Source organism: Flavobacterium daemonense (assembly GCF_007341385.1).
Lineage (GTDB): Bacteria > Bacteroidota > Bacteroidia > Flavobacteriales > Flavobacteriaceae > Flavobacterium > Flavobacterium daemonense.
In genome coordinates, this window is record NZ_VJYD01000009.1 from 172,370 (window position 1) to 186,403 (window position 14,034).

11 protein-coding genes and 1 tRNA gene are annotated in these 14,034 nt (G+C 32.5%); 8 read left to right on the forward strand and 4 right to left on the reverse strand.

The features are described 5' to 3' along the window. Nucleotides 1–73: 73 nt before the first annotated feature. From FND99_RS13245 to FND99_RS13255, 3 genes are all read left to right on the forward strand, one after another. Nucleotides 74–3,067, forward strand: coding sequence for a glycoside hydrolase family 3 N-terminal domain-containing protein (locus tag FND99_RS13245; RefSeq protein ID WP_144338427.1), 2,994 nt, complete (start codon nucleotides 74–76; stop codon nucleotides 3,065–3,067). An 89-nt stretch (nucleotides 3,068–3,156) separates the two neighbouring features. Then, on the forward strand, nucleotides 3,157–4,428 hold the full coding sequence (locus FND99_RS13250; protein ID WP_144338428.1) for an acyltransferase family protein: 1,272 nt from the start codon (nucleotides 3,157–3,159) through the stop codon (nucleotides 4,426–4,428). A 277-nt stretch (nucleotides 4,429–4,705) separates the two neighbouring features. Next, nucleotides 4,706–5,257: a DUF4494 domain-containing protein gene (locus tag FND99_RS13255; protein WP_144338429.1), complete on the forward strand. Its 552-nt coding sequence runs from the start codon at nucleotides 4,706–4,708 to the stop codon at nucleotides 5,255–5,257. 83 nt (nucleotides 5,258–5,340) lie between these two features. Here the strand turns inward: FND99_RS13255 and FND99_RS13260 are convergent, their stop codons facing one another. Further along, nucleotides 5,341–5,760, reverse strand: coding sequence for a hypothetical protein (locus FND99_RS13260; RefSeq protein WP_144338430.1), 420 nt, complete (start codon nucleotides 5,758–5,760; stop codon nucleotides 5,341–5,343). A gap of 360 nt (nucleotides 5,761–6,120) precedes the next feature. Between FND99_RS13260 and FND99_RS13265 the strand changes: the two genes are divergently transcribed. From FND99_RS13265 to FND99_RS13275, 3 genes are all read left to right on the forward strand, one after another. Continuing rightward, complete coding sequence (locus FND99_RS13265; protein ID WP_144338431.1) at nucleotides 6,121–7,647, forward strand: ArnT family glycosyltransferase; 1,527 nt, start codon at nucleotides 6,121–6,123, stop codon at nucleotides 7,645–7,647. Between the two features lie 3 nt (nucleotides 7,648–7,650). Next, nucleotides 7,651–8,175: a DUF4269 domain-containing protein gene (locus FND99_RS13270; RefSeq protein WP_144338432.1), complete on the forward strand. Its 525-nt coding sequence runs from the start codon at nucleotides 7,651–7,653 to the stop codon at nucleotides 8,173–8,175. 127 nt (nucleotides 8,176–8,302) lie between these two features. After that, nucleotides 8,303–8,375, forward strand: a tRNA-Met gene (locus FND99_RS13275). Between the two features lie 117 nt (nucleotides 8,376–8,492). Here the strand turns inward: FND99_RS13275 and FND99_RS13280 are convergent. Then, nucleotides 8,493–8,909: a hypothetical protein gene (locus tag FND99_RS13280; RefSeq protein ID WP_144338433.1), complete on the reverse strand. Its 417-nt coding sequence runs from the start codon at nucleotides 8,907–8,909 to the stop codon at nucleotides 8,493–8,495. 416 nt (nucleotides 8,910–9,325) lie between these two features. On the opposite strand from FND99_RS13280, the gene FND99_RS13285 reads away from it, so the two are divergent. Continuing rightward, nucleotides 9,326–10,669: a TlpA family protein disulfide reductase gene (locus FND99_RS13285; RefSeq protein ID WP_144338434.1), complete on the forward strand. Its 1,344-nt coding sequence runs from the start codon at nucleotides 9,326–9,328 to the stop codon at nucleotides 10,667–10,669. Nucleotides 10,670–10,757: 88 nt separating this feature from the next. Here FND99_RS13285 and FND99_RS13290 read toward each other — a convergent pair whose 3' ends face one another. Both FND99_RS13290 and FND99_RS13295 read right to left on the reverse strand, forming a co-directional pair. Further along, the gene (locus tag FND99_RS13290) at nucleotides 10,758–11,354 is read right to left on the reverse strand and encodes a hypothetical protein (protein ID WP_144338435.1); all 597 of its coding nucleotides are present in this window, start codon (nucleotides 11,352–11,354) and stop codon (nucleotides 10,758–10,760) included. A gap of 23 nt (nucleotides 11,355–11,377) precedes the next feature. After that, nucleotides 11,378–12,991: a T9SS type A sorting domain-containing protein gene (locus FND99_RS13295; protein WP_144338436.1), complete on the reverse strand. Its 1,614-nt coding sequence runs from the start codon at nucleotides 12,989–12,991 to the stop codon at nucleotides 11,378–11,380. Nucleotides 12,992–13,257: 266 nt separating this feature from the next. On the opposite strand from FND99_RS13295, the gene FND99_RS13300 reads away from it, so the two are divergent. Then, the gene (locus FND99_RS13300) at nucleotides 13,258–14,022 is read left to right on the forward strand and encodes a ThuA domain-containing protein (RefSeq protein WP_144338437.1); all 765 of its coding nucleotides are present in this window, start codon (nucleotides 13,258–13,260) and stop codon (nucleotides 14,020–14,022) included. Nucleotides 14,023–14,034 lie beyond the last annotated feature (12 nt).

Below are 14,034 nucleotides of genomic sequence, written 5' to 3' on the forward strand. Positions count from 1 at the left end.
TTAAAAACACAATAATTTACTAATCAAACACAAGGTTAGAACCTAATCTTCAATTGATTCAAAAAACAAAACTATGAAAGATTACATCATAAAGATCGGCCTTTGTGCTTCATTTTTATTTTTAATCACCAATTGCGCTGTCAAAAAAAACACCGCAGTTACAGATTCAAAAAAAGATATTCCGTTAAAAGACACCGTTGTTTACAAAGCTGATAAAGCGACAAAAAAAACGTTTTTCAAAGATTCAGATAAAGAAACTGCTTGGGTTGACAGTATTTACAGTAAAATGTCACTTCGCGAAAAAGTAGGACAGCTGTTTATGGTTTCGGCCTATTCAAACAAAGATTCGGTTCACGTTAATCAAGTCAAAAATTTAATCGAAGAATTTAAAGTAGGAAGCGTTATCTTTTTTCAGGGTGGCCCTGTTCGTCAAGCAAAATTGACCAATTTTTATCAATCTAAAGCAAAAGTTCCTTTGTTCATTGGGATCGATGCAGAATGGGGATTGGCAATGCGTTTAGATTCAACTTATCGCTATCCTTGGAACATGACTTTGGGCGCGATTCAGGATTTGAGTTTAATTGAGAAAGTGGGAAGAAACATGGCCAATGAAAACAAGCGAATTGGAGTTCATTTCAACTTTGCGCCTGTTTTGGACATCAACACTAATCCTAAAAACCCAATTATTGGAAACCGTTCTTTTGGCGAAGACAAAGTTAATGTAGCCAACAAAGCCACTGCTTTAATGAAAGGCGTGCAAAGTCAAGGCGTTTTCAGCACCGGAAAACATTTTCCTGGGCATGGCGATACCTCAACCGATTCACATCACGCGTTGCCTTTGGTTAATTTTTCAAAAGAAAGAATCGATTTAGTCGAATTGTATCCTTATAAAAAATTATTTGATGAAGGTTTAGTTTCTGTAATGGTCGGACATCTAAATATTCCGAGTTTAGAACCAACTCCAAATTTGCCTTCTTCCGCTTCTTATAATGTGGTTACGAATCTACTTCAAAAAGAATTAGGTTTTGAAGGCTTGATTTTTACCGATGGTTTGGCCATGAAAGGTGCAAGTAATTTTAAAGGCCCGGGCGAACTTGAAATTGCAGTTCTTCTAGCAGGAAATGACATTTTATTGTGTCCAGAAAATGTTCCTGTGGCGGTTCAAAAGTTAGAAGAAGCGTATGCAAACAACATCATTACTGAAGAACGTTTAGCGCATTCGGTTAAAAAAATTCTGCATTATAAATTCAAAGCGGGCTTAAATCATTACAAACCTATTGAAATAGCAAATATTTACAATGATCTTAATCCGTCGCAAAATGACGCGTTGCATTATAAATTATATGAAAATGCTGTTACGGTTTTAAAAAATGAAAAAGAAATACTTCCGATAAAAGAACTGGATCAAAAAATTGCTTACATAAAATTAGGCGATGACACCAACAGCGCTTTTATTTCTACTTTAAAAAAATACACTGAAATAACTGAAGTTAAAGACACGAATCTTGACAGCTTGAATCAGGAATTGAAAAAGTTTGATAAGGTTATTATCAGTTTTCATAAAGTAAACAAGCCTTGGGAAAAACAAGATTTTTCGCTAACAGAAATGCTTTGGCTGAAAGAAGTTGCAAAGCACAACAAAGTGATTTTGGATGTTTTTGCCAAACCGTATTCCTTATTATCAATCACTGATTTTGATGACATTGAAGGTTTGGTGGTTTCGTACCAAAATTCAGATATAAGCCAAGTTGTTTCTGCCGAATTGCTTTTTGGAGCTATTGATGCCAAAGGAAAATTGCCAGTCTCTATCAATAATTCTTTCCATGTAAATGACGGATTAACAACTCAAAAACTAAATCGTCTGGCTTTTAACGCTCCTGAAAATGTTAATATGAATCCTGCAATTCTTTCAAAAATTGATGCCGTAGCGCAAAAAGCAATTGACGGAAAAATGACACCTGGAATGCAGGTTTTGGTTGCCAGAAAAGGGAACGTTATTTTCCAAAAATCATACGGAGCACAAACCTATAATAACGGAAAAAAAGTAACGGACACCGATTTATATGATGTAGCTTCGATTTCAAAAATGATTTCGACTTTGCCAAATGTGATGCAATTGTACGATAAAAACAAAGTGACTCTGGATACGAAATTGAAAGATATGATGCCTTTTTTTGCAAAAACGAACAAGGAAAACATCAGCTTTAAAGATTTGCTGAACCATTACGCCGGACTTCAAGCTTGGATTCCTTTTTACAAAGCAACGTTGGACAGCAAAAATTATCCTTCTCAAAAATACTATCGAAAAGTAGCTGAAAACGGTTTTACGACAAAAGTTGCCGACAGTCTTTATTTGAGAAATGACTATCATGACACCATTATGAAAATCATTGCTAAAAGTCCAGTTTCTTCAAAAATTGAATACAAATACAGCGATTTTACTTTTATCATTCTGAAGGAATATCTGGAAAGAAAAACACATGAAAAAATAGAAGATCTAAGCAAAGAGAATTTCTACAATACTCTAGGAATGAATTATACGCTTTATAATCCGCTAGATAAATTTGAAAAAAGCAATATTGCTCCTACTGAAATCGACAACTATTTCAGACATCAAACAATTCAAGGTTATGTTCATGACATGGCAGCGGCGATGGAAGGCGGCGTTGCAGGACATGCCGGAATTTTTTCAAATGCAATGGATGTTGCCAAAATGATGCAGCTGTTTTTACAAAAAGGAAATTATGGCGGTATTCAATATTTTTCGCCACAAACTTTTGATGTTTTCAATACTTGCTATTACAAAGACAAAGGCGTTTTAAGAGGCTTAGGATTTGATAAAAGAATTGGCAAAGACGGTCCAACTTGTGGTTGCGTTTCTGAAGCCAGTTTTGGACACACAGGATTTACAGGAAACATGGCTTGGGCTGATCCTCAAACTGAAATTGTCTATGTTTTTCTATCCAACCGAACTTATCCAAAAGTTGTAAATGATGAAAATAAATTAGCAAAAGGAAAAATCAGAGAAGAAATTCAGCAAATCATTCAAGACGCCATCATAAAATAATTCAAGGCAAAAGTCTTGCATCTTGCCTCTTTCTTCTTAAAATCTAACTATCTAAAAATCCAAAAATCTAAAAATCTAAAAAAAAACCAATGACAAAAGAACGTTTAACCTCGCTTGATGTATTTAGAGGATTTACTATTTTATTGATGACAATAGTGAATAATCCAGGAAGCTGGGACTCTATTTATGCACCATTAGAACACGCCGAATGGCACGGCTGTACGCCAACCGATTTAGTATTTCCTTTTTTTGTTTTTATAATGGGAACCGCAATACCTTTTGCAATGCCAGTAAAACATTTTGATGGAGCTGTTTTTAATAAAATCTTAGTTCGTTCGTTGCGCATTTTCTGTTTGGGATTGTTTTTGAGCGTTTTCAGCAGAATCCATTTATTTGGTTTGGAAGGAATTCCGCTTTTGGCAGTACGATTGGTCATTGCTTTTGCAGTCGCTTATGCCCTTTTGGGAAACTTTTCAATGAAAATCAAAACCATTCTTGCAGTCGGAATATTTTTAATACTTATTTCATTAGCATTTAGTGGTTTGGAACATTTTGAAGATACTAGAATACCAGGAGTTTTACAGCGAATTGCCATTGTCTATTTCTTTAGTTCCATTTTATATCTAAAAACAAATTTAAAAACACAGCTTGTTGTTCTAGCCACACTTTTAATTGGATATTGGATTTTAATGGCTTTTGTTCCCGTTCCCGGATTTGGTCCTGCCAATTTTGATAAAGGCACTAATCTTGCCGCTTGGTTAGATAATACACTTTTAAACGGACATTTATGGATCGCTTCTAAAACTTGGGATCCAGAAGGAATTTTGAGTACATTGCCAGCCATTGGAACCGGAATTCTCGGAATGTATATTGGGCAATTATTAAACCTTCAAATATGCAAAACCGAAATTATAAAAAAGACAGCAATCACTGGAGCTGCTTTAGTAATAGCCGGTTTGTTTTGGAACATCATTTTCCCAATAAACAAATCCCTTTGGACAAGTTCATATGTTTTATACACTGCCGGAATTGCAACAATATGCTTGACAATTCTATATTATATAATCGACGTTCAAGGTTATAAAAAATGGACGAAATTCTTTTTAATTTGGGGAGTTAACCCAATGATTGTATTTTTCTTTTCGGGTGTAATTCCAAGAGTTCTAACCGCCATAAAAGTTCAAAATCCGGAAATTGGAGGCGAAGAAATCAGTCTTCAAACTGCTATTTACAAACATGGAATTGCGCCATTGTTTGAAAATCCGCTGAATTCGTCATTGGCTTTTGCCTTGGCTTATGCGGCTTTCTGGTCGATCATTCTTTGGATTTTCTACAAAAAGAAATTGATTTTTAAAGTTTAGTTTTACTATTTTTTTGCCACGACCCGAGCGATAGCGAACTGGCGAAGCAATTCACTAATTTTCACGAATATTTATTTTGTTAGTTATTAAAATAAATTCGTGGAAGTTTGTGAAATTCGTGGCTGTTTTTTTTTAAATACCTTTTATAGAGACAGTATTAAACACTATAAAATATTCTGAGTGAACCAGATTTTCAAATTGTGAATATCTATTTGAGAATTTACACTTTATTTTATCGGTAAAATCTATCTTTGGCATCCTTAAAAATTACAAGAAAATGAGCGCAACTTGGTACGAATGCAAAGTAAAATATAGAAAAACTGACGAAACAGGTGGACAAAAGGTATTGACTGAACCTTATTTAGTCGATGCCTTGTCTTATACAGAAGCTGAAAAAAGAATGACGGAAGAAATGGCCACTCTTACTAGTGAAGAATTCAAAATCACGGCTATCAAAGTGGCAAATTATGCCGAAATTCATCCTTTTGAAAACGCAGACAGATGGTTTAAATCTAAAATCACTTTAATTGCTTATGATGAAGAAAGCGGAAAAGAAAGAAAAACAAGCATGTATATGCTGGTTCAGGCAAATGATGTTCGCGAAGCTTTTGACAACACACTTCACGTAATGCAAAATACAATGGGCGAATATTCTATTCCGGCTATTTCTGAAACAGCAATTATGGATGTTTTCCCTTATTTCAGTGGTGAAGAAGGCGAAACAGAAATGTTGGAAAGATTCAATACGCTTAAAGCTTCTAAACCAGTAGCTGCCGAAGTTCAAGATACAATGGAATTTGATGCTGCTTATTTAGAAGAAAGTCTTTAAATTCAAGACATTTTTAGATAAAATTGAAAATAAAAAAAGCAAAATAGATTACTATTTTGCTTTTTTTATTTTACACTATTTTTTTAGTAAAGCATTTTTGCCAACGGTGTTACCGCCGAAGCTGATTTTGGCAATAAGGCAGTAAGTGCATCAAATTGTGTTGGACTTATATTTTTTTTCATTTTGGCTATAAAAGACTCTCTTGTACTAGTCATTTTAGAAGTATAACCTGATTTGTCTGTAGCCATTGAAGGCAAAATATTCTTCTTTTTATTTAGAGTTTCATTTACCAATGAATTTACAATTGGTTTTTGAGCATCGGTTAATTTCAATTTTGGGGATAAAACGCCCATAACCTGATTCGAGAGACTGGCAACATCAAAAGCAGGAACTGCCGCTGTTGACGCCTTGCTCGCCGCTTTTGTAAGATCTCCCATACTTTGTGCATTTGCAAATGAAATCGTCCCTAAAAGGACAGCCAAAATCAATAATTTCTTTTTCATGGTATTTTCTTTTTAAAGTTATTGCTTGATATTAAAGGTAATAAAAATGTTAATTGAATCGACATTTACAAAACATAAATATCTAAATATCTGAACTTTACAGTGTTATTGTCGTTTTTTTATTCAACACATAGTCCCGAAGTCTCGGGATAGATTTATAGTTCCAGAAAAGAACTTAAAAAGAAACTAGTTTCTTACACATAGCCAACTATGTTTGTTAAAAGCCCCAAACAAGGTATATCAAGAAATATTCTGAATATTCCAAAATCAAAATAAATCCTATCTTAGCTTTACAATTATGCGTTGATTTAAAACCACTTGCAATACAAAAACCACACAAACCAAGAAACCGAAATCTCCATGAATAAAAAGACACTTATTTTAATTGGATTTATCATTTTAAAATTTGCACTTCAATACATTTTGCTGAGTCCTGAATACGATTTGCAGCGCGATGAATATCTGCATCTGGATCAGGCACATCATTTGGCTTGGGGGTATTTATCTGTTCCCCCAGTTACTTCCTGGTTTTCGTATATTATTTATATGCTTGGAAATTCCGTTTTTTGGGTGAAGTTCTTCCCTGCCCTTTTTGGTGCTTTGACAATTGTAGTTGTTTGGAAAACGATCGAAGTTTTAAAAGGAAATTTATTTGCATTGGTTCTGGCTTCTACTTGTATTTTACTGTCATCACTTTTACGATTAAATACGCTTTTTCAGCCCAACTCTTTAGATGTTTTATGTTGGACAGCTTTTTATTTTGCAGTTATTCAATATATTAATACCGAGAAAGCGAAATGGTTTTATGCTGGCGCAATAATTTTTGCTTTTGGTTTCCTAAATAAATACAATATTCTTTTTCTCTTAATCGGACTTTTGCCGGCGCTTTTGCTTTCGAAACAAAGAAAAATACTTGCCGATAAAAATCTTTATTTTGCTTTGATTTTGGGATTAATTTTAATTCTTCCGAATCTTTTGTGGCAATACAACAATCACTTTCCCATTGTTCATCATATGAAAGAATTGGCCGAAACACAACTCGTAAATGTCGATCGAGCTGGATTTTTAAAAGAACAGTTATTGTTTTTTCTTGGCGGTTTTATTGTTACTCTTTCTTCGTTTTATGCATTGCTTTTTTACAAGCCTTTTTCCAACTATCGATTCTTTTTTACGTCGATTGTATTTACACTTTTGATTTTTATTTATTTCAAAGCTAAAGCCTATTATGCAATTGGTTTATATCCTATTTACATGGCATTTGGCGCTGTTTTTCTAGCCGAAATTTCAAAAACGGGCTGGAAACGTTATTTACAACCTTTGTTGATTTTGATTCCGCTTTTGCTTTTTATTCCGATTTACAATGTCGCTTTTCCGAATAAAACGCCTGAGGAAATAATTGCAAAACCAGAAAAATATAAAAAACTCGGAATGCTGCGCTGGGAAGACGGAAAAGATCATGAATTGCCACAAGATTTTGCCGATATGCTGGGATGGAAAGAACTTGCCCGCAAAACAGATTCGGTTTATGCATTATTTCCGAAATCAGAAAACACACTTGTGCTTTGTGATAATTACGGTCAAGCCGGAGCTATAAATTATTACACTAAAAAAGGAATTCAAGCGGTTTCTTTTAATGCTGATTATGTCAACTGGTTCAATTTGAATATTTATTACACGAATCTAATTCGAATAAAAGAATTTGATCAAAACAATACGGAACTTGCAGAAACAAGTCCGTTTTTTGAAAAAGCGACAATTGGCGGTCAAATAACAAACAAATATGCGCGCGAATACAAAACCACCATTTTCGTTTTTACCAAAGCCAAAATCAATATCAACAACAGATTAGCCCAGGAAATTAAAGAAGAAAAAAATTACGACAAGTAAACAATGATTGATTTCACGACAATTGACTATTTAAAATCAGGAAACGAAAAGCAAATTCTGGCTTATGAAACTTTGACTAAAAATAAGGTTTTAGAAATTTTATCAGAATTTGATCCAATTCTAGTTGGTACAATTCCGATAAATATTGACATTGAAAATAGCGATCTTGATATTATTTGTTATTGGCTGAATAAAAATCATTTTGTAGAAAAAATCACTTCTCTTTTTAAAAAAAAACCTGATTTTAAAATCATTGAAACCATTATAAATCAGCAAGAATCTGTAATTGCAAGTTTCAAATTAGATGATTTTGAAATTGAAATTTTCGGGCAAGATGTTCCAACTCAAAATCAAAATGGCTATAGACATATGATTATTGAACATCAAATTCTGGAATCACGAGATGAAATCTTTCGGCAAGAAATCATACAGCTCAAGAAAAACGGCTATAAAACGGAGCCGGCTTTCGCCAAATTATTAGGTCTGAAAAACGATCCTTATTCCGAATTACTCGAATATAAAATCTGATTTTGAAATAAAAAAATCACAACCAATTAAACACCAAACAGTTAACGTTACAATTTCTTAATATAAAAATATTTCACTAATTCCTTTGAAAAACTGTATTTAGTGCTTATCTTTGCACCCGAAACATCGCGGGATAGAGCAGTAGGCAGCTCGTCGGGCTCATAACCCGAAGGTCACAGGTTCGAGTCCTGTTCCCGCTACTAAGACAAAAAGCTTCAGAGAAATCTGAAGCTTTTTTGTTTTAACTATCTTTAAAACCTCTCTTTTTCAATACCTTTTTGCGTTAACCGAAAGCAGAGTGCCTTACCAAAATCAACTTAGTCAATAAATTTACCATCCACAACTTTAATCAAGCTTACAAGGCATTTCGTGTTTTTATCTTTTGGATTTGGATATGATAGATTTATAATAGTCCCATCAATATGTTCGATTTTATATTCAAAATTTCCCCAGATTAAAATTGAATCATTTTTAACTATCCATTTTTTTGGAGCATTTGAAGAGTTTTTAATTAAATAATATCCATCTTTTAAATTGAATCCATATTGATGAGAAGTTCCATCTTTATCAAATTGAAAATTCACAGAAGTTCCAAAAGTGTTACTACATTCGCTATTAAACTGCCAATAATAGTTTTTAGAAGTGACAAAAATTTTCTCCTTTGTCTTTTCTTTATTGCATGCAACTAAAAAAGCAAAGAAAAGCATCATAAGCAGTTGGCTGATTTTTATCATCTTTTATTTTTTAATAATTAAAAATCTGAAATAGATTTTATAAAAAGTTATACCTCGCTGCGCAAATGTCTCCGACTTTGCGCCATTTTACAAATATGCAATTTAAAACGAAAAAGCCATAAAGTCTCCGACTTTAAAACTGAATTTCTTAAATGCAATTTATTGAAAAGAAAAAAATCAAAACAGCATTAAAACTGACAATAAAAAGTCAGAGACTTTTGAGACTCTTTCATTTTCTAAGAAACAAAAAAAATTGCGCAAAGTCAGAGACATTTGCGCAGCTTCTCAGTTGAACTCTTCACGGTGCGGGAGCTTCAGAATCCAAAAAATCTCAATTCATAAATTCATTCTTAAATAATAATCCCTATTTTTAACAAGATAATTTTTTCCAAAACTAACTCTTTAACCACCAAAAAATGAAAAAAATCTGTTTCTTATTACTAATTGCAGTTTTGTATTCGTTCACAACTTCTGAAGAAACCATAATTATTTCAGGTAAAATCACGAATACCGAAAATGGAATAATTAAAATTAAAGGAGAATTAGTCAATAAAGAAATCAAACTAAAACCAGACGGCAGTTTTTCGGAAAATCTAAAATTAGGTTATGATGGCATTTATAAAATTGAAACTGGCAAAAACAGCATCCCTTTATATTTAACCAAAGACTCTAAATTAATAATAGCAGCTGATGACGCGAACTTAGCTCCAACTTTAAAATTCACAGATAAAGGAAGTATAGAGAATCAATATCTTGCCAAAAAACAGCTTATAACTTTGGTAATTCCAAGCGAAGAACTTTATAAACTTGATGAAAATGAATTCTTGAAAAAACTTCAAGAGATAAAAACTTCAGTCAACACGTTGTACCTCAAAACAAAATTCACTGATGCCGATTTCAAAACAAAAGAAGCCAGAAGTATTCATTATCTAGAACAGAAACATTTGCTTTATTATAAAAACCTCCATAATTTTTATGCTAAGCTAAATGGTTTTGAAGTTTCTAAAATATATCCAAAACTTGATGAGACAATCGATTTTGATAATGAATCTGAGTTTTTATTTTCAAATGAATATCAAGAACTTGCACTATACAAATTCTATGCAAACATAAACGGAGACGGCTCTCAACCGGCTAAAGATAGAATGACCGAAATTAAATCTTTAAAAAGCCAGAGCCTAAAAAATCATTTAATCGAAAATTCAACAAACGATGTTAATATGGAAAATCCTGATTTTGAAAAAACATATCAGGAATACTTATCTATAACAAACGATCCAATTATCAAACAAACACTGACGGCTAATTACAACGCAACAAATGCAATACAACCTGGCAATCTGTCTCCAAAATTTGATTATGAAAATCATAAAGGAGGAAAAACCAGTTTAGAAGATTTAAAAGGAAAATATATCTACATCGATCTTTGGGCAACTTGGTGTGGCCCTTGTCGCGAACAGTTTCCATTTCTTCAGAAAGTGGAGGAACAGTATAAAGAGAAGAATATTGAATTCGTTGCTATTTCTTTAGATGCAATAAAAGATCATTCAAAATGGAGCAAGTTTGTTACAGAGAAACAACTAAGCGGAATTCAGTTATTGGCTGATAATGAAATGAAATCAAAATTCATAAAAGACTATGGCATTTATGAAATCCCAACGTTTATCCTTATTGATCCTAGTGGCAAAATTGTCAATGCACGCGCACCAAAACCATCTGATCCTAAACTTATTGATTTGTTGAACAGTTTAAAAATATAATTCTGAATTTCTAAAAAACAAAAAACTGCGCAGTTTCGAAATTTTTCGGAATTACGCAGTTTTTTATTTGATCATTTTGAGAGCAGAATTACAACGCTTTTCTAGATTCCAGCAAAAGTTTTGAAGCCGTTTCAAAAACATCATGAATCTCTTTGTCTTTCTTAAATTCAGTGATTTTGTTTTCGTACAAATATTTCCCCCCTCCGGTTAAAACATATATTTTCATTTGGTTCTGTTCTGGTGCAGTTCTTTCGGTTGCAGGTGTAAATGAAGGCAATACTTTTTCAGCTTTTTCTATCAAAGAAATTGAAAGAGAATTAAAAGACTGCGGATTCTTTTCAAATTGCATATCCATATCATTTAAAAGAAAGCTGGCCTCACCAGATTTAAAAGCAACAATTGAAGTTTTATTATTATTTAAAGCCCAATCGACAATAACTGCATACACTTCTTTACTTTTTGGAAGAGAATCTTTACCATAGATTTCACTTGGCTTTAATTCAAAAGCTTCTGCAGCAGTAATTTTATTTAATGATTTTGGCGTCGCTTTTGGTTCGGCAACAACCGAAATTTCTGCTGAAGCACCATTTTCTACAACAACAGGAGTATCATTTTGCACTTCATTTTTACAGCCAATTGTCGTTAATAGAATAGAAATCAAAAGTAATTTTGAGACATTTTTCATTTTGGTCTTGGTTCAATTGGTTGCTAATTTTTTATTACTCTGAATGCATTTTCTTTTTCAGCCTTGAAAAAATAAACTCCAGAAGGCAAAAAATCAACATTTATTTCATTCAATCCTGTTTTCAGCTTTAGCCCTTTTATTTGATCTCCCATAACATTATAGATAGACATTTTGCATTCAGATTGCACATTGATATTTATTTTACCATTTGTTGGATTAGGATAAAAAGAGGTAGATGCTGAAATATGATTCTCATCAACAGAAAGAACACCGCATTTAGAAACCACTTCATCTCTATTATTACAATCTGTGGTGTTTGAACGAATCGCGGCGCTTGACTCAATATTTGCAAGATAATTGCATATGCTTGTAACGGCACAAGATGACAATAAAGCATTTAACTCAATAGTGACGTAACCAATTGTCTTATGGTCAATATTTTCAATACCTTTCAAACTAGTTAAATTGTCACAATAACTGACCGTCAACGGGCTATTATTCATGTTTTTTATACTTTCTAAACCAACTAAATTTTGAAGATTTCTACATCCAGATACGTAGAGATTTCCAATCGAAACTAAATTATTAACACCTTGCAAATTCACCATATTTAAATTATCTGATATTTCGAATGCAACTCCAACTTTAACTAAACCAGTTAATCCATTTAAATTTTTTAATTCATCACAAGCTTTTATTTGCAACATTCCATCAACAGAGGAAAGGTTTTCTAAACCACTTAAAGAAAGGAATTTATCATTTCCAAATAAGGTTAAATTTTCTTTTATAGTTTTAAGATTATCCAATCCTTTAAGATTAATTAGATTATCATTATCCACTACGAACAATCTATAAATCGTATTAAGATTTTCTAAACCACTGAAACTAGTAAGATTACTATTCTTCTCTACATCAAAAAATCGACCTGTTGTCAATAAAGCGCCTAGACCTTGAAAATTTTTCAAACCATTATTTGATGTAATTTTCAAATCTCTTTTTACACTCTTCAAATTATTTAAACCATCTAATGACGACAAAAGTGGATTTCCATCAATTACCAGATCATTAGTGATTTCAGTAACATTTATTAATCCACTTAATGTTGTAAGCTTGTTATTTCCGTAAATAATCAAATCTTTTCCAAAATTTGCTAAATTTTTAACACCATTAACATTAATTAGTTCACTATTACTGCTTATTTTAAAATCACCACCAATGGCAGTAAGTTTTTCAAGTCCATCAACATTATTTAACACATTATTATTTTCAATAATAAAATTTCCACCAATGGAATTTAAACTGCTAAGTCCTTTTAAATCAATCACCATTGAATTACCGCTGATTGTCAAATCACCGGCTACAGAAACCAAGTTATGCAATCCGTTAAAATCTTTTGATATAAATTTAAGAGTAAGGCTTCCTGAAATTGATTTTATTTGTGACAAACCAGAAAGATTGGAAACATTTTGTATTAATACATCTCCGCCAATATTAGTACAACCGGGATAATTTTTTGAAAAATTGTCAATTTGATTCTGATTAGTGAATGTTATACCTGATGGTAGGCAATTTTGCGCAGAGCAAATTGTAATTATAAGTATAGTTATCAAAAAAGACAATATTCCCTTTTTCATCATTTTATTTTATTGTTTAAAATTAAATTAATTTTCATCTCAAACATACAATAAAAAAGTAGTTTTAAAAAAAGGCTTTTTAAATTTATTATCAACATGAAGCTCTTCATTATATTCTATAAACATCATTTTTATTTCAAACTACTATCAAACAATCATCGAACATTTATTCAACGCGATGTCGCGCAATAAGGTTTAGAAAATAGACTTAAAAACAAACACCTTTAAAAAAGATTTTTTTCTATCTTCCTAAAATAAAATTTTCAAAAATGAACCAACTATTTTCAATAAAAAAATCATTTTTATTTGTCTTTATTCTAGTGTCGAGTTTCTTTCTGGTTTCATTTCATTCAAAAAATACGGAAGAAATCACTTCAGCTAAAATCAAAAAAGTGCTGATTTTTTCTAAAACCAACGGCTTCAGACATGAAAGCATAAGTGCTGGAATCACAGTAATAAAAAAACTTGGACAAGAAAATAATTTCCTCGTTGATGCTACCGAAGATTCTCTTGCCATTAATTCGAAAAACTTAAAGCAGTACAAAGCTGTTATATTTTTGAGCGCTTCTGGCAATGTTTTAGGCGAAAATCAGAAATTAGCTTTACAGAAGTTTATAGAAAAAGGAAATGGTTTTGTTGGCATTCATTCGGCAACAAATTGTGAACCTGATTGGAATTGGTACACACAAATGATCGGTGGCATTTTTGAAGGACATCCTGAGCCACAAAATGCAAAACTTATTGTTGTTGATCATGAACATCCAGCTACAAAACATCTTCCTGAAATTTGGGAACGAAAAGACGAATGGTACAATTTTAAATATCTAAATCCTGACGTACACGTGCTCATAAAAATTGACGAATCTTCGTATAAAGGAGGCAAACATGGCAATAATCATCCTTTGGCTTGGTATCATGACTATGATGGCGGTAGAGCGTTTTATACCGCGTTAGGACACAGCCCGGAAAGCTACAGCGATCCGCTCTTTACGCAGCACTTGCTTGGCGGAATTATATATGCTATTGGGAAATAAATTTGCTAACTA

What these genes read in the sequence shown, in the direction of transcription:
- FND99_RS13245 (WP_144338427.1), top strand. Translation starts at nt 74, where the DNA reads ATGAAAGATTACATCATAAAGATCGGCCTTTGTGCTTCATTTTTATTT.
- FND99_RS13250 (WP_144338428.1), top strand. Translation starts at nt 3,157, where the DNA reads ATGACAAAAGAACGTTTAACCTCGCTTGATGTATTTAGAGGATTTACT.
- FND99_RS13255 (WP_144338429.1), top strand. Translation starts at nt 4,706, where the DNA reads ATGAGCGCAACTTGGTACGAATGCAAAGTAAAATATAGAAAAACTGAC.
- FND99_RS13260 (WP_144338430.1), bottom strand. Translation starts at nt 5,760, where the DNA reads ATGAAAAAGAAATTATTGATTTTGGCTGTCCTTTTAGGGACGATTTCA.
- FND99_RS13265 (WP_144338431.1), top strand. Translation starts at nt 6,121, where the DNA reads ATGAATAAAAAGACACTTATTTTAATTGGATTTATCATTTTAAAATTT.
- FND99_RS13270 (WP_144338432.1), top strand. Translation starts at nt 7,651, where the DNA reads ATGATTGATTTCACGACAATTGACTATTTAAAATCAGGAAACGAAAAG.
- FND99_RS13280 (WP_144338433.1), bottom strand. Translation starts at nt 8,909, where the DNA reads ATGATAAAAATCAGCCAACTGCTTATGATGCTTTTCTTTGCTTTTTTA.
- FND99_RS13285 (WP_144338434.1), top strand. Translation starts at nt 9,326, where the DNA reads ATGAAAAAAATCTGTTTCTTATTACTAATTGCAGTTTTGTATTCGTTC.
- FND99_RS13290 (WP_144338435.1), bottom strand. Translation starts at nt 11,354, where the DNA reads ATGAAAAATGTCTCAAAATTACTTTTGATTTCTATTCTATTAACGACA.
- FND99_RS13295 (WP_144338436.1), bottom strand. Translation starts at nt 12,991, where the DNA reads ATGATGAAAAAGGGAATATTGTCTTTTTTGATAACTATACTTATAATT.
- FND99_RS13300 (WP_144338437.1), top strand. Translation starts at nt 13,258, where the DNA reads ATGAACCAACTATTTTCAATAAAAAAATCATTTTTATTTGTCTTTATT.